Raw genomic sequence first — 15,819 nt, forward strand, 5'->3', positions numbered from 1 at the left:
AGCTTCGATCCGGGATAACGGATGATTTATCCTCTGCCGATAGTCATAGCCGCAAACGTGCCGTATTTTTTGCCAACATGGCGCGACGCGGCGTTTTCGTCGAAGCGCTTTTCTTTTCAGGAATACCGGGAGGCTTCTCGATGACATCCAACATAATTTTGCGCGCGGCACGGCGGACGTTCGTCGCGGGCGCTGCGGCACTTCTTGTCAGCGCCGTCGCTGTCCCGTCCTTCGTGACACCGACATTTGCCGCTGACGGACCTGCTTCGGTCGCCGATCTGGCGCAAGGCCTGCTCGGCGCGGTGGTCAACATCTCGACCTCGCAGACGGTGAAGGGTACCGAAGGTCCGGGTGCCGTGCCGATGCCGCAGCTGCCAGAGGGGTCGCCCTTCCAGGACTTCTTCGACGATTTCTTCAAGAACCGCGGCGGCGACAAGGACAATAGCGGGCAGAAGGTGCAGTCGCTGGGTTCCGGGTTCGTCGTCGATGCCGAACAAGGCATCGTCGTCACCAACAACCACGTGATCGCCGACGCCGACGACATCGAAGTCAATTTCTCCGACGGCATTACCTTGAAGGCAACGCTGGTCGGCACCGACACCAAGACAGATGTCGCGGTGCTGAAGGTCGATCCGAAAGGACACAAGCTGACGGCGGTGAAGTTTGGCGATTCCACCAAGCTGCGTGTCGGCGACTGGGTGATGGCGATCGGCAATCCGTTCGGCCTCGGCGGCACGGTGACGGTCGGTATCGTCTCGGCTCGCAACCGCGATATCAATTCCGGCCCCTATGACGATTTCATCCAGACCGATGCCGCGATCAATCGCGGCAATTCCGGCGGCCCGCTGTTCAACAGCGCCGGCGAGGTCATCGGCATCAACACCGCCATCATTTCGCCGTCTGGCGGCTCGATCGGCATCGGCTTCTCCATTCCTTCGCAGCTCGCCTCGGGCGTGGTCGACCAGTTGCGCCAGTTCGGCGAGACGCGGCGCGGCTGGCTCGGCGTGCGTATCCAGCCGGTGACGGACGACATCGCCGAGAGCCTCGGCATGGCGACTGCCAAGGGCGCGCTGGTTGCCGGCGTCATCAAGGGGGGTCCGGTCGACAATGGCACAGTTCAGGCCGGCGACGTCATCCTGAAATTCGACGGCAAGGACATTCATGAAATGCGCGACCTGCCGCGCGTTGTCGCCGAAAGCCCGGTCGGCAAGGCGGTCGATGTGCTCATCGTGCGCAAGGGCGTCGAGCAGACCGTGAAAGTGACGCTCGGCCGGCTCGAGGATGGCGAGAAGCTCACCAGCGGCGAGGAGGGTGGCAATACCGACCAGGACAAGGGTGACAAGGCGCCGGACGTTTCCACGGCTTCGGTGCTCGGCATGACGGTCGGCGAACTGAACGACGAGACGCGCAAGAAGTTCAGCATTGCGGCCGATGTTTCCGGCGTCGTCATCACCGATGTCACCAAGGACTCTGCTGCCGCCGAGCGCGGCATTCAGACTGGTGAGGTGATCACCGAGATCGCACAGGAATCGGTCGCCACGCCCAAGGATGTCATGGACCGGATCGGCGCCTTGAAGGAACAGGGGCGCAAGAATGCGCTCTTGATGCTGGCATCGAAGACCGGTGAACTCAGGTTCGTGACGATCCGAATGGACTGAAGTCAGCAGCCAGCGGCTGAGTTCCTGGAAGGATTTCGAACATGAGCAAAGCGACTTATCCGTTGAAACTCCCGCTTTCGGTCAAGGAGGCGGCCACGCGCTTGGCAAAGGCCGATGGCGTGTCGCTCAATCAGTGGATCGCTTCGGCCGTGGCGCAGAAAGTTGGGGCAATGGAAACAGCGGCCGAGTTCCTGCGTCGTCGGACAGGCGATGCGTCCGCTGACGATTTTGGAAAGCTGCTTGAGCGGGTTGCTGCCGGACCTCCGCAACCTGGCGATGAGCTTCCGCCTGATCGACATTGATCAGCGACGTTTCTTTCGCCAATTCTTGGCAGTCAGCCGGTACAACACATGTCGCTTGAGCGCGGGATGGCTGTCGGGAATGCCGGGGTGGTCGAAATCGGCGGACGGGTCGGCGGTCATGCCGAGGCGTTCCATGACGGCGATCGAGCGCCTGTTGTCGGCGACGGCGAAGGAAATAATCTCGCCGAGGCCAAGCGTTTCGAAACCATAGGCAAGCCATGCCTCCGCCGCTTCGGTGACATAGCCCTTGCCCCAGAATTCAGGGGCCAGTCGCCAGCCGATCTCGACGGTGCCAGCCGGAAGGAACGGCAAATGATCTGTGTCGAAGAGGCCGATGAAGCCGATGCATTCTCCGGTGGCGACAATCTCGGCGGCGGTGAAACCGTAGCCATCCTTAGCGATCCAGGTCCGGAACTCGTCCATTTTGGCGTCTGTGGCGGCACGGTCGCGGCGGAACGGAAAGAACTCCATCACCTGTTCATCGGAATTGATCCGGTGAAACAGCGCGCGGTCGCGATCCTCCCAGTTGCGCAGGATCAGGCGCTCGGTATGCATTGGTTTCATTGCACAAACTCTTCCTGACTGTAGCCTTGCAAATAGAGCAATGCGGTCAGGTCGCCATGGTCGATGCGAACCTTTGCCTGCGCCGCCACCGCCGGCTTGGCATGAAGCGCGACACCGGTGCCGGCCAGGCGGATCATGTCGAGATCATTGGCGCCGTCGCCGACGGCGATGACGTCAAAGGGCGTCAAACCAAGGCGCGCTGAAATTTCGATCAGCGCTTCGGCCTTGGCGGCGCGGCCGAGGATCGGTTCACCGACCAGCCCGGTGAAGCGGCCATCCTGTTCGAGCAGGCGGTTGGCGCGGTTCTCGTGGAAGCCAAGCATGGCCGCGATTCGCGTCGTGAAGACCTCGAAGCCGCCGGACACGAGTGCCGTCCAGGCGCCATTGGCCCGCATTGTCTGAACCAGCGCGCGGCCGCCTGAGGCCAGCGTCAGACGATTGGCGACGATGCGGTCGACCACGGCGGCGTCGAGGGCTTTCAGCAGTGCCACCCGCTCGCGCAGAGCCGGTTCGAAAGCGATCTCGCCGTTCATCGATCGCGCGGTGATGGTGGCGACACGATCCTTGACGCCGATCTCGTCGGCCAGCTCGTCGATGCATTCCTGCTCGATCATGGTTGAGTCCATGTCGGCCATCAGGATCTTTTTGCGGCGGGTCTCGGCCTGCTGGACGATTACGTCGACCGGATCGTCGGCAAGCGCTGCGTGCAAGGCGGCACTCGTTTCGGCGTCGTCGGCTGCCTCCGGCAGGACAAGATCGCAGGCTATCCCTTCGGCCAGCCAGACAACAGCGCTTGCGCCGACCGACCGTGACGCCATATTCGCAAGCGACAGCGACAAAGCGCGGTCGGCGGGACGGGAAACAAGCGTGGCGATGAGCGGCATGGAACATTCCGGCGAACAGGCGGGCGAGGGCCGCGTGAAGAACGCGATCCTGATAGCCGGGCCGACCGCCAGCGGCAAGTCGGCGCTGGCGCTCGATCTGGCCGAGCGCAGGGGTGGCGTGATCGTCAACACCGATTCCATGCAGGGCTATTCTGTTCTCGACGTGCTGACCGCCCGGCCGGAGGCGGCCGACCTCGCCCGCGCGCCGCATTTTCTCTACGGCCACGTCCACCCGTCCACAACCTATTCCACCGGCGCCTGGCTGCGCGACGTGATGAAGCTGATCGACGACGGTGCGCTCTCCGAACGGCCCGTAATTTTTGTCGGCGGCACCGGGCTTTACTTCCGCGCGCTGGCCGAGGGCATTTCGGAAATGCCCGACATTCCGCAGGGGATCCGGGACCGCTGGCGCTACGAATTGAAGGAGCAGGGTGCCGTCAAGCTGCACAGCCTGCTGCTGCGTGAGGATTCGGCGGCCGCCATGATGCTCAAGCCAACCGACAGCCAGCGCATCGTGCGGGCACTGGAAGTGCTCGACGCGTCGGGCCGTTCGATCCGGGAATGGCAAGCAGAACGCGGCCATCCGCTCATCGACAGGCAGACCGCGCATTTCTTCGTGATCGAGCCGGACCGGGCGGCGCTGGTCGGCCGCATCGAAAAACGCTTCGACCAGATGCTGGACAAGGGCGCGCTGGACGAGGTCAAGCTTCTATCGGCGCTTGGCCTAGATCCCGAATTGCCGGCGATGAAGGCGATCGGCGTTCGTGAATTGCAGGCCGCGATGGCCGGAGAGATTGGCTTTCCCGAGGCGATCGAACGCGCCAAGATCGCGACCCGGCAATATTCCAAGCGGCAGACGACCTGGTTCAGGCATCAGCTGGGGCCGGAATGGCAAAGAGTGCGCCCCGGTGATGATGTGGAAACCACGATCTGATTGCTTATTTCCATTGCAACCTGAAAAGTTTACTTGCAAGGAAAGGTTCTCGTTGCGGTTGTCCAAATTAACCCTCCGTAAGCCCGCCCATGCCATAAGGTCAGCGGGCACTTTTCCAACGGGGAGCAGATGCGTTTCCACAAGGCGGAATCAGCATTTTTCGTCTTTATCTTCGTGATCCTGGCCGCTGGCCTGGTGACGCTGCATGCCTATGGGCTTCTGCAATCCTTCGCCACCGAGCTGCATACGGCTTCGGGTCTGGACAAGGTCATCTATCTCAACAAGCTTTTGTTCGCGACCGGCGTGCTTTTGGCCACCGCGCTGTTCTTCGGTATTTTCTTCATCTATCCGCTGATCCGAAAACAGGCGACGGAAGAAGGTAAGCTGCGCGCCATGACGGTCTCGCTCAGCGCGCGTTCGGAAACACTCGAGCATGCGGCGCTGACCGACGGCCTGACCGGCATGCAGAACCGGCGCTATTTCGATGATGCGCTGAAGGAGTATCTCGAGGAGTTCCGGCGCATCGAAAAGCCCGTCGGGCTGATGATCCTCGATCTCGACCATTTCAAGCAGGTCAACGACACCCACGGCCATGATGTCGGCGACGAGGTGCTCAAGGCCGTCGCGAGCTGCCTCAAGGATATGACACGCTACCACGATGTGGTGGCGCGCTTAGGCGGCGAGGAGTTCGCGGTGGTCACGCCCAATATGGACGCCGATCTTCTGGGCAAGTTTGCCGAGCGCATCCGCAAGGCTATCGCCAACATGTCGGTGCTGTCAGGCAATGTCCGCCTCAAGATCACCACCAGCGTCGGGCTTGCCGTCTGGGACCGCAAGGAAACGGCGGAGGAGTTCTATCGCCGCGCCGACCGCCAGCTCTACGAGGCGAAGAGGCAAGGCCGCAACCGCGTCTGCGCCTAAAATCCCGAAGAGGAATTCATGAGGCCGGTCGCCTGACGCGGCTTTCTCGACTTCCGGTGCTCACGGACTAAATGTCCGTTCCGCTCCGGCTTCTCGAAAGTCACGTCATGCAACTCAGCCTGATGAATTCTCTTTCGGGATTTACCCAAGTTGGCCAACGAAGCAGAGCTTCTTGGAAGCTCAATGCAGCTTCTCAATCGGTTGGCAGAATGGCGTAAGCCCGCAAACTCAATCGTTTTGCGGGCGCAGGCCGAAGGTCGCCGGCTTGAGACCGTAGCGCATGTCGAAATCGTCGTCCGATTGCACGCGGGTGGCCGGCGGCTTGCGGTAGTCGGGATCGCCGGCCTGGCGGCCAGAATCGACGACTTCGGCGAAGGCCATCGACTGCTGCGTTGGTTTCGGTACGTTACGCAGGCGTTCGACGATCGCCACCAGGTCGACATCGTCGCCGGTTTTCGACGCGGCGGCCTCTTCGCGCTTGGCCGTGCCGGGGAGCAGATGGCTCGGCAGCTTTTCGAACTTCAGCCGCATGGTCGTCGCCACGCCTTCGCCGAAGGCTATGGCTTCGCGCTGGCCCATGGAGGACAGGAACGCAAGCGTGGAGGCGGAAGAGTCGGCAATCGCCGAGCGGATGATCGCCTGGTCCTGCTCATTGGCAAGCCGCATGGCGAAGAAGGTCGAGCATTGCGACAGAATGGTCGGGTCGAGTTCGCCAGGGCGCTGGGTGACGACGCCGAGATAGCAGCCATATTTGCGGCCTTCCTTGGCAATGCGCGACAGCGCGTGCCTGGTCGGCGCGAAGCCGAGACGCGGATCGGCCGGCATATAGCGGTGCGCTTCTTCGCACAAAAACAGAAGCTGCAGTTTGCCCTCGCTCCACAAAGCAAGGTCGAAGGCCAGGCGCGCCAGCACCGAACAGACGGAATTGACCACTTCGGACGGCATGCCCGCCATCTCGAAGCAGGTTACCGGGCGGCCATGATGCGGCACGCGGAAGATGTTGCCGATCGTCTCGTGGATGGTGTCCTCGATCAGCCGCGAGTTGAACATGAAGCGGTAGCGCGGGTCGGCAGCCGCCGATTCGATGCGTGTCTTCAGCGATCTGAGCGTCGGGCGATCGGTCTTGCTTTCGAGCATGCCCATGCGCTCGTCGATCTGCTTGAGGAGGTCGGCGATGCGGTAAGGAACCGGTGTATCGGCGGTTAGCGCATCGCTGCCGCGCCGGATATAGGCGCCGGAATTCGGATTGCGGTAAAGGTTCTTGGCGGCCGGAATGAGGTCGCGCAAGGCATCGATTTCTTCCGGCTCGGTTTCGCGGCCCCGGAACAGCACCTCGGCGAATTCCTCCAGCGTGAACATCCAGAACGGAAGATCCAAGGTTTTGGAATCGACCCTGACGCAGTATTCGGGCAGCGACGCCGCGAACTCGTTGTGCGGGTCGAGGATCAGGATGCGCAGATCGGGCCGTGCCGCGATCGACTTGCGCAGCAGCAGCGAGACGGCGGTGGATTTACCGACACCGGTGGTGCCGACAATGGCGAAGTGACGTGCCAGCGTATCGTCGATGGCGATGTTGGCGGCAATCGCCTCGTCCTGCGCGAGTGTGCCGATGGTGATCGAATGACGCCCGGCGAGATCATAGACCGCCTGCAGGTCGCGGGTGCGGATGCGGTGCGCAACGGCGCCGATATGCGGATATGTGGTGATGCCGCGATCGAAGACCGGCTTGGCGCCGGGCTCTGCTCCGTCGCGCACTTCGCCGATCAGCTCGATGCTGACCTCGATGGCGTTTTGGCCCTCCTTGCTCCAGGTGCGATCCGACTTGCCGATCCCGTAGACCAGGCCGACGGTTCGCGTGGATCCAAGATTGATGGAAATCATCTTGCCGACCGTCCACAGGCCCGTCACCGCGCCGTCGACCTCGTCCGCATAGGCGCTGATGGTGGCGCGTGCGCCGTCGCATTGCACGACATTGCCCAGAATGCGCCTGTCGTTCTGCTCGGCGTCACGGCGCTCCTGCGATGTCGGTTCTCCAACAGAAGCTTCGCGTTCGACATACATGGACAGGCCAATCCCCATTTCCCCTGGAGCATCGATCCTACAGGAATGGGGTTAAGGCCCGATGAGGTCGGATGGTGTAGAGAGGATTAAGGGCCCCATGAAAATTGTCGCGAGGCGGCTCTTTTCCCACATCGATATTTCGCTATAATGGACGCATGAACGATATAGCGAACGATATTTCCTCGACAATCGGCCGAAGGATACACGTCGAAAGGATCGTGCGGGACTGGTCCCTGGCCGAGCTGGCGGAGCGTTCCGGCGTCTCGAAGGCGATGCTGAGCACGATCGAGCGCGGCAAGACCAGCCCGACGGCGGCCCTTCTGGTGCGCATCGCGGCGGCCTTCGGCATGACGCTGTCGACCTTGATTGCGCGCGCGGAATTGCAAGGCGGCGGGCTGCTGCGCGAGGCCGACCAACCGGTGTGGCGCGATCCCGATACCGGCTATGTCAGACGGCACCTTTCGCCGGCTGGCGACATGCCGCTCGAACTCATCAGGGTGCAGCTGCCGGCGGGCGCCAAAGTCAGCTTTCCGGCCGCCTCCTACGCCTTCATCAAGCAGCAGATATGGCTGATTTCCGGGCGGCTCGAATTCGTCGAAGGTGAGGCGGTGCACCGGCTTGAGCCAGGCGATTGCCTGGCGCTCGGGGCGCCGTCGGACTGCATCTTCCATGCCCTGGAGCCCGGTGCCGACTATCTCGTCGCGCTGGTCAGGGGCTGACATCATGGCGAGAAGACCAAAGCGCTCCCATAATGGGGGTCCGCCTCTCGATGAATACAAGGGGCCGCCATGGGGTAAAGGCGATCCCTACATCTTCCTTGCGTGGCAGGCCGCCCATGCCAAGGCGTGGAAGGCGCCGAGCCGCGAGGTCATGCTGCTGCGCATCGACAAGGCCGAGCGGCTGGGCCTGACCTATGAGGAGTACACGCTCGAGATTCTCGAGCGCGGCCGGCATCTCGGCCACGAAGACGCCGAACGCATCAGCGCCATCAAGGCGGCGCGAAAGCGACGCCGCGTGCGTCATCTGGACTGAGGAATGCGCTCGCATCTATCGCAAAGTCACAGGACATCATGAGCATGAACTCGATCGAGATCGGAACCCTGAACCCGTCTGTCGAGACGCAGGACATGCTGGCCGAATTGCTGGTCGCAACGGTGGCGGCCGGCGGATCGGTGAGCTTCATGCATCCGCTGGCGCCGGAAGCTGCAAGGGCATTCTGGGAGAAATCGCTGGCCGCGGCGGCAAGAGGGGAAAGAGCGGTGCTTGGCGCCTGGGGCGGCAAGGTCCTGGTCGGCACCGTAACCTTGCTGCTCGACTGTCCGCCCAACCAGCCGCACCGGGCCGAGATCGCCAAGCTGATGACACGCGTCGACTACCGGGGCAGGGGTGTGGGAACGCGCCTGATGCGGGCTGCCGAGAGCCTTGCGGTCGAGAAGGGCCGCACGCTGCTGGTTCTCGATACGGCCGCTGACGAGGGCGCTTCCGGCCTCTATGAGCGGTTGGGGTTCAAGCTGGCCGGTGAGATACCGGACTATGCGTTGAAGCCGCATGGCGGGCTGACCGGCACGCTCATCTACTGGAAGCGGATCAGGCTAGTCTCATGTCATGCCGGCGCGGAGCCGGATAGGCGCGACAGCAGCCACTGGCGGAAATCCTGTTCGGCACCGGTCAAGCGGGCGGTGGACGACTTGGTCAGGAAATGCCCCGATGTGCTGGAGAGTTCGAAGTCGGAGAGCCTGACCAGCGTCTTGCTGTCGAGCGCCGCATCGACCAGGGGCCGCGAGCCCAGCAGCACACCGGCGCCGGCGCGCGCCGCTTCCAATGCGGCGACGAAGCTGTCGAAGCGGTGCGATCGCCTGGGGTGGCCAGCCAGCCCGGCGGCCGCGAACCATTCCGCCCACATTTCGCGCGCGCCGGCGACCAGAAGCAGCGGCAGCGAGGTCCAGTCGGCGTTGCCGGCGAGTACTGGCGCCGCCACCGGCACGAGCCGTTCTGCGCTCAGCCTGTCGGCTTCGCGGCCGGGAAAGGATCCGTTGCCGAAACGGATGTCGAGCGCGGAGCCCGGCAGGTCGTAGTCAGCAGGGCGATGGATCGTCACCAGGTCGAGCTGGATGCGCGGCAGCGCCTTCGCCAGATCGGGCAGCGCCGGGGCGAGCATCAGCAAGGCAAAGGAGATCGGTGCCCGAATGGTCACGGTCTGGACGGCGCGCGGCTCAAACAGTTCCGCGGTGCTGTTGCCGATCGTGGCGAAGGCCGACTGGATGTGGGGCAGGTAGGCCGCGCCCTCCGGCGACAGCGCGACGCCGCGCGCCAGCCGCGAGAACAAACGCGTCTTCAGCCGTTCTTCGAGAAACCGGATGTGCTGGCTGACGGCGGCTTGGGTAAGGCCAAGCTCCGTTGCCGCCGCCGTGAAATTGGACAGCCGCGCCGCGGCCTCGAAGCTGCGCAGCCAGTCGAGTGGCGGCAAAGGCGGGTTTGTCTGAGCCATTAGCAGATTATGGTCATTGGCCAAAAAATGATAATTTGAGTTATGCCTATCGCGCGATCAACATGCAATCGAGACCTGCGGACTTAGCCGTGGGGCGTAGCGGACAGGAACGGATCTCCATGCTCACCCACGCGCTGATTGGCGATGAAGGCAGAACAATCGACCTTGGCTGGCAGGATGGGACGCGCACCCGCTTCCACGCCATGTGGCTGCGCGACAATGCGCTGGATGACAGGACGCGCAGCACCGGCAATGGCCAGCGGCTCATCACCATTCTCGATATTCCCGCAGACACGAAAATTGGCGCCGCGTCGATCAAGGGCGACGCCCTGGAGGTCAGCTTCATGCCGGAGCAAAAAACGGTGAGTTTCCCGGCGGCATGGCTGCACGCCAATGCCTATGATCGCGACGCGGCCCGCCAGCCCGGCTGGACAGGCGAGGGCATCGTGCGATGGACCAAGGCCACCATGCAGAATTCGGTCCCGCGCGCCGGCTACCCAGCCGCCAGCCGCGACCGCGATATCTTGCGGCAATGGCTGTCGGCGGTGAAAGCCTATGGCTTCGCGGTGATGGACGATCTGCCGGCTGAATCCGGGGCGCTTTGCAAGGTGTCCGATCTGTTCGGCTATATCAGGGAAACCAATTACGGACGCTGGTTCGAAGTGCGCGCCGAGGTCAATCCGAACAATCTCGCCTACACCAATCTTGGCCTGCAGGCGCACACCGACAATCCCTATCGCGACCCGGTGCCGACACTGCAGATCCTGTCCTGCATCGAGAATACGGTGGACGGTGGTGAGTCCAGCGTCGTCGACGGATTTGCCGTCGCGGCCGCGCTGCAGGCTGAGAACCCGGAAGGCTTCCGGCTGTTGAGTTCACGCCCGGCGCGCTTCGAATATGCCGGTTCGTCCGGCGTGCGGCTGCAAGCGAAGCGGCCGATGGTCGAACTCGGACCGGATGGGGAGCTGATCTGTATCCGCTTCAACAACCGCTCGCTGGCGCCGACGGTCGATGTGCCGTTCGCCGACATGGAGAGGTACTACGCCGCCTATCGCCGGTTTGCCGAACTGATCGAGGATCCGTCCTTCGAAGTGACGTTCAAGCTCGAAGCGGGGCAGGCTTTCATCGTCGACAACACGCGCGTCATGCATGCGCGCAAGGCATTTTCCGGCACCGGCAAGCGCTGGCTGCAGGGTTGCTACGCCGACAAGGATGGCCTGCTGTCGACGCTTGCGGCGATCGAGCACGGTTTCGAGGAGGCCGCGGAATGAGCGGCCAGAACCTGAATGCCGACACTATCGTTGAATTCATCGCCGACATTTTCGAGCGCCGAGGTGCCGAATCCTATCTCGGCGAACCCGTCACCATGTCCGAGCACATGCTGCAGGGCGCCTGGTTCGCCGAGCAGGACGGCGCGCCGGACGAACTGGTGGCGGCGGCGCTGCTGCATGACATCGGCCACTACACCAGCGAGTTCGGCACCTATTCGCCGGAGGATGTCGAGGACAAGCATCATGATGAAGCTGGCGGCGAGGTGCTGGCGCCGTTCCTTCCGCCTGTCATCGTCGAATGCGTCAGGCTGCATGTCTCAGCCAAGCGCTATCTCTGCGCCACCGACCCGACCTATTTCGGTAAGCTTTCGCCGGCCTCGGTCCATACGCTGTCGCTGCAAGGTGGACCGATGAACGCCGATGAGGTCGCCGAGTTCCGTAAGAACCCCTTTCACGAGGAAGCGGTCCGGGTCCGCATCTGGGACGAGAGCAGCAAGATCGCCAACATGAAGACACGGACGTTTCGCGATTACGTGCCGCTGCTGCAGCGCGTGGTGACGCAGTTCGCGGCGGATAGGCCGGCGTAGTCAGTTCATCCTGGCAAGGAGGCAGGGTGCAAGCCATGCCTCCTTCATGTTGCTCAGCCGGAATGGCGGTCGCCTATCCCTTATGGTGGACCTGCTGGAGCCCGTAGACCGGCGTAGCGATGCCTTCGTGCCGCGCCTTCAACTGCAGCGACAGGAACTGCGAATAGTGGCGTGACTGGTGCAGATTGCCGCCATGGAACCACAGCGCTTCCTGCTGCGTCGGCTTCCACATGTTGCGCAACTCGCCTTCCCAGGGGCCGGGATCCTTGGTGGTGCTCGAGCCGAGGCCCCAGCATTTGCCGACCTTGTCGGCGGTTTCGCGAGATATCAGATCAGCGGCCCAGCCGTTCATAGAGCCGTAGCCGGTGGCGTAGACGATGAGGTCCGCAGGCAATTCCGACCCGTCGCTGAGCAGAACCGAGTGCTGCTTGATCTCCTTGACGTCGACGCCGCTCTTCAGCTTGATCGAACCATCGATGACCAGCTGCGAGGCGCCAACATCGATATAATAGCCAGAGCCGCGCCTGAGGTACTTCATGAACAGGCCGGACTCGTCGTCGCCCCAATCGAGCATGAAACCGGCGTTTTCCAGTCCCTTGTAGAACGCCGCGTCGCGTTTCTTCATCTCGGCATAGGCTGGGATCTGGAACTCGTGCAGGATCTTGTAGGGCAGCGAAGCAAAGATCAGGTCGGCCTTGGCCGTGGTGATGCCGTTCTGCAGCGCCTGCTCCGAATAGAGCGAACCCAGTCCGATTTCCATCAACGTGTCGGACCTGGAGATATGGGTACTCGAGCGCTGCACCATGGTGACGTCGGCACCGGCCTCCCAAAGTGCCGCGGCGATGTCATGGGCGGAATTGTTGGATCCGATGACAACCGCCTTTTTGCCGACATAGGCGTCGGGCCCGGGATGCTTCGAGGAGTGATGCTGATCCCCCTTGAAGGTCTCCATGCCCTTGAATTTCGGCAGATTGGCCTTGCCGGACTGTCCGGTCGCCAGCACCAGTTGCTTCGGCCTCAGCGTGATGTCCTTGCCATCGCGGTGGACGACGACGGTCCATTCCTTCTTCTTGTCATCATAGGAAGCGCTTTTGGCCTCGGTCGAGGACCAGTAATTCAACTCCATCACCTTGGTGTACATTTCCAGCCAGTCGCCGATCTTGTCCTTGGGCGAGAAGACCGGCCAGTTCTTCGGGAAATCGATATAGGGCAGATGGTCGTACCAGACCGGGTCGTGCAGGCAGAGCGACTTGTAGCGCTTGCGCCAGCTGTCGCCGGCCCGCTCGTTCTTCTCGATGATGATCGTCGGCACACCGAGTTGCCGCAGCCGCGCGCCGAGCGCGATGCCGCCCTGGCCGCCGCCGATGATGACCGTATAGGGCTGCGTCTTGAAGCCGAGTTCGGCGGCTTCCTTCTCGCGTTCTTCCTTCCATGTCGGACGGTTCTTGCCCGAGCCATGTTTGGCGCCCATCGGCCGCGCGAAACCCGCCGGTTCCTCGTGGCCTTTCAATTCGACCATGGTGGTCAGCAGCGTCCAGATCTTGCCGTCCTTCAGCCTGATGTGACCGAAGCCGCGTGCCGCCTCGGTCTCGAAGCTGATCCAGCCCTCGATCAACCCGCCGCTCTCGGTCGCGTCCTCGCCCTTGGCGATGGCAAAGTGTGACGGCCTGGTCTTCGACAACTGGCTTTTCAGCATGTCGCGGACCTGGTCGCGGCCTTCCATGGTCTTGATGTTCCAGGTGAAGGTGACGAGGTCGCGCCAGTAGCAATCCTCCTGAAAGCAATCGACCGCTTTTTCGATGTCATTGGCGGCCAGGGCGGCGCCGAATTGATCGAGCAGGTCGGACAGTTTCTTGCTAGGGGCCTTGTCGAGCATCAGGTTTCCTCCCGTGAAATCCAGATCGTCATGATGTTTCCGCCGGACTTGCCAAAGCCGGACGATCAAGTATCGGCAGAGATGGCGGCCCTCGTCACGCCCCACCATAGTTTTTAGCGGTTCCAATGGTTTACCAGAAGCCGCGATTTCCAAAATTCGTTACGGCGGCGGTTGAACAAAGCTCATGCCTCAGAAACGGCGGCAGCAAATACAGTACCCACCGTCCGTCGTGGCGCCGAGCCATTGAACGCCTTCATTGCCGGCGCGATTTTTCCCGTTGACAGGCTGCCTTTCCCGCCCTTAGTGTCCGCCACCATGAAAACGGCACTCATTCTCGTAGGAAAGCGCGTGGGCAAGGCGGTGTAACCGCCGGGCGAAATCCCCCCATGCGCAAGACACAGGCTCCCTCGGGGGCCTTTTTTATTGCCTGAAACACGACTAAACGACCAGCAACGCCCAAATGGCGACAGTACGGGACCAGACCGATGAGCAACGGACAGAACGAGCGGCGCGAGATGACAGGTGCCGAAATGGTGGTGCAGGCGCTGAAGGACAATGGCGTCAAGCATGTCTTCGGCTATCCGGGCGGCGCTGTCCTTCCGATCTATGACGAGATCTTTCAGCAGGACGATGTCGAGCACATCCTGGTGCGCCACGAGCAGGGTGCCGGCCATGCGGCTGAAGGCTATGCGCGCTCGACCGGCAAGGCCGGCGTGATGCTGGTGACGTCGGGACCCGGCGCCACCAATGCGGTGACGCCGCTGCAGGACGCCTTGATGGATTCGATCCCGCTGGTCTGCCTGACCGGGCAGGTGCCGACCTCGCTGATCGGCTCCGACGCTTTTCAGGAATGCGATACGGTCGGCATCACGCGTCCCTGCACCAAGCACAACTGGCTGGTGAAGGACGTCAACGAGCTCGCCGCGACCATCCACGAGGCTTTCCATGTCGCGACCACCGGCCGTCCCGGCCCGGTCGTCGTCGACATCCCGAAGGATGTGCAGTTCGCCAAGGGGTTCTACGTCCCGCCGCAGATCGCGCCGCGCACCAGCTACCAGCCCAAGGTCCAGGGCGACCTGGAAAAGATCAAGGCGGCGGTCGAGCTGATGGCCGGTGCCAAGAAGCCGATCATCTATAGCGGCGGCGGCGTCATCAATTCCGGCCCCGAAGCAAGCCACCTGCTGCGCGAGCTGGTCGATCTCACCGGTTTTCCGATCACCTCGACGCTGATGGGCCTCGGTGCCTATCCGGCATCGGGCAAGAACTGGATGGGAATGCTGGGCATGCACGGCACCTATGAAGCCAATATGGCCATGCATGATTGCGACGTGATGATCTGCATCGGCGCGCGGTTCGACGACCGCATCACCGGCAGGCTGACCGCGTTTTCGCCGAACTCGAAGAAGATCCACATCGACATCGATCCGTCGTCGATCAACAAGAACGTCCACACAGAGGTGCCGATCATCGGCGATGTCGGCCGGGTGCTGGAGGATATGGTGCGGCTGTGGCGGGCGAGCGCCAAGGCCGACAAGAAGGCGCTCTATCCCTGGTGGGAGCAGATCGCCAAATGGCGCGCACGCGACTCGCTCGCCTACAGGATGAACAACGACGTGATCATGCCGCAATATGCCATCGAGCGGCTCTACGAACTGACCAAGGGCATGGACACCTACATCACCACCGAGGTCGGCCAGCACCAGATGTGGGCGGCGCAGCACTATCATTTCGAGAAGCCGAACCGCTGGATGACGTCAGGCGGACTGGGCACGATGGGCTACGGCCTGCCGGCGGCACTCGGCGTGCAGATCGCGCATCCCGACGCACTGGTCGTCGACATCGCCGGCGATGCCTCGGTGCAGATGACGATGCAGGAGATGAGCGCGGCGGTGCAGCATGACGCGCCGATCAAGATCTTCATCCTGAACAACCAGTATATGGGCATGGTGCGGCAGTGGCAGCAGCTGCTGCATGGCAACCGGCTGTCGCATTCCTACACCGAGGCGATGCCGGACTTCGTCAAGCTGGCCGAGGCCTATGGCGGCCACGGCATTCGCTGCGAGAAGCCGGACGAGCTGGACGATGCGATCAAGGAGATGATCTCGGTGAAGAAGCCGGTGCTGTTCGATTGCCGCGTGGCGACGCTCGCCAACTGCTTCCCGATGATCCCATCGGGCAAGGCACACAACGAGATGCTGCTCCCCGACGAGGCGACCGACGAGGCGGTGGCCAACGCCATCGACGCCAAGGGCAGGGAACTGGTGTAGCCGGCA

Annotated in this window: 14 protein-coding genes and 1 pseudogene; 10 read left to right on the forward strand and 5 right to left on the reverse strand. The window is 62.4% G+C overall.

The annotated features are described in order from the left end of the window. Positions 1 to 140: 140 nt before the first annotated feature. The gene (locus tag NKJ06_RS04010; protein WP_352809183.1) at positions 141 to 1,658 is read left to right on the forward strand and encodes a DegQ family serine endoprotease; all 1,518 of its coding nucleotides are present in this window, start codon (positions 141 to 143) and stop codon (positions 1,656 to 1,658) included. Between the two features lie 41 nt (positions 1,659 to 1,699). Then, positions 1,700 to 1,960 (forward strand): pilus assembly protein HicB, encoded by a 261-nt coding sequence (locus NKJ06_RS04015; protein ID WP_352633684.1) that lies wholly within the window; start codon positions 1,700 to 1,702, stop codon positions 1,958 to 1,960. On the opposite strand, the gene NKJ06_RS04020 is transcribed toward NKJ06_RS04015, so the two are convergent. Next, positions 1,961 to 2,524 (reverse strand): GNAT family N-acetyltransferase, encoded by a 564-nt coding sequence (locus NKJ06_RS04020; RefSeq protein WP_352809185.1) that lies wholly within the window; start codon positions 2,522 to 2,524, stop codon positions 1,961 to 1,963. Then, complete coding sequence (serB, locus tag NKJ06_RS04025) at positions 2,521 to 3,408, reverse strand: phosphoserine phosphatase SerB (protein ID WP_352809187.1); 888 nt, start codon at positions 3,406 to 3,408, stop codon at positions 2,521 to 2,523. The genes NKJ06_RS04020 and serB overlap by 4 nt, the downstream gene beginning before the upstream one ends. Here serB and miaA point away from each other — a divergent pair. Together miaA and NKJ06_RS04035 are read left to right on the forward strand one after the other, a co-directional pair. Then, complete coding sequence (miaA, locus tag NKJ06_RS04030) at positions 3,398 to 4,342, forward strand: tRNA (adenosine(37)-N6)-dimethylallyltransferase MiaA (protein ID WP_352809189.1); 945 nt, start codon at positions 3,398 to 3,400, stop codon at positions 4,340 to 4,342. The two genes, serB and miaA, sit on opposite strands and share 11 nt — an antisense overlap. A gap of 129 nt (positions 4,343 to 4,471) precedes the next feature. Further along, complete coding sequence (locus NKJ06_RS04035; RefSeq protein WP_292176943.1) at positions 4,472 to 5,263, forward strand: GGDEF domain-containing protein; 792 nt, start codon at positions 4,472 to 4,474, stop codon at positions 5,261 to 5,263. Positions 5,264 to 5,491: 228 nt separating this feature from the next. Here NKJ06_RS04035 and NKJ06_RS04040 read toward each other — a convergent pair whose 3' ends face one another. Further along, entirely contained in the window at positions 5,492 to 7,324 is a 1,833-nt protein-coding gene (locus NKJ06_RS04040) for an ATP-binding protein (protein WP_352809191.1), read from the reverse strand. A gap of 155 nt (positions 7,325 to 7,479) precedes the next feature. On the opposite strand from NKJ06_RS04040, the gene NKJ06_RS04045 reads away from it, so the two are divergent. The 3 genes and pseudogenes from NKJ06_RS04045 to NKJ06_RS04055 all read left to right on the forward strand — a co-directional run. Beyond that, positions 7,480 to 8,043, forward strand: a complete 564-nt coding sequence (locus NKJ06_RS04045; RefSeq protein WP_352809192.1) for a helix-turn-helix domain-containing protein — start codon at positions 7,480 to 7,482, stop codon at positions 8,041 to 8,043. 4 nt (positions 8,044 to 8,047) lie between these two features. After that, the gene (locus NKJ06_RS04050; RefSeq protein ID WP_352809194.1) at positions 8,048 to 8,356 is read left to right on the forward strand and encodes a hypothetical protein; all 309 of its coding nucleotides are present in this window, start codon (positions 8,048 to 8,050) and stop codon (positions 8,354 to 8,356) included. Positions 8,357 to 8,400: 44 nt separating this feature from the next. Next, positions 8,401 to 8,913: pseudogene (locus tag NKJ06_RS04055) on the forward strand (GNAT family N-acetyltransferase); the annotation flags it as partial. A 14-nt stretch (positions 8,914 to 8,927) separates the two neighbouring features. On the opposite strand, the gene NKJ06_RS04060 reads toward NKJ06_RS04055, so the two are convergent. After that, complete coding sequence (locus NKJ06_RS04060) at positions 8,928 to 9,812, reverse strand: LysR family transcriptional regulator (RefSeq protein ID WP_352809195.1); 885 nt, start codon at positions 9,810 to 9,812, stop codon at positions 8,928 to 8,930. 119 nt (positions 9,813 to 9,931) lie between these two features. Here NKJ06_RS04060 and tmpA point away from each other — a divergent pair, with 119 nt between their 5' ends. Continuing rightward, the gene (tmpA, locus tag NKJ06_RS04065) at positions 9,932 to 11,083 is read left to right on the forward strand and encodes a 2-trimethylaminoethylphosphonate dioxygenase (protein WP_352809197.1); all 1,152 of its coding nucleotides are present in this window, start codon (positions 9,932 to 9,934) and stop codon (positions 11,081 to 11,083) included. Beyond that, a complete protein-coding gene (gene tmpB / locus NKJ06_RS04070) occupies positions 11,080 to 11,670 on the forward strand; it encodes a (R)-1-hydroxy-2-trimethylaminoethylphosphonate oxygenase (protein WP_352809199.1) in 591 nt (196 codons plus the stop codon). The genes tmpA and tmpB overlap by 4 nt, the downstream gene beginning before the upstream one ends. Positions 11,671 to 11,743: 73 nt before the next feature. On the opposite strand, the gene NKJ06_RS04075 is transcribed toward tmpB, so the two are convergent. After that, entirely contained in the window at positions 11,744 to 13,546 is a 1,803-nt protein-coding gene (locus NKJ06_RS04075) for an NAD(P)-binding domain-containing protein (protein ID WP_352809201.1), read from the reverse strand. Positions 13,547 to 14,031: 485 nt separating this feature from the next. Here NKJ06_RS04075 and NKJ06_RS04080 point away from each other — a divergent pair, with 485 nt between their 5' ends. Continuing rightward, positions 14,032 to 15,813, forward strand: coding sequence for an acetolactate synthase 3 large subunit (locus NKJ06_RS04080; RefSeq protein ID WP_352809203.1), 1,782 nt, complete (start codon positions 14,032 to 14,034; stop codon positions 15,811 to 15,813). Positions 15,814 to 15,819: the final 6 nt, after the last annotated feature.

Origin of the sequence: Mesorhizobium sp. M0293 (genome assembly GCF_040321735.1) — a bacterium.
Lineage (GTDB): Bacteria > Pseudomonadota > Alphaproteobacteria > Rhizobiales > Rhizobiaceae > Mesorhizobium.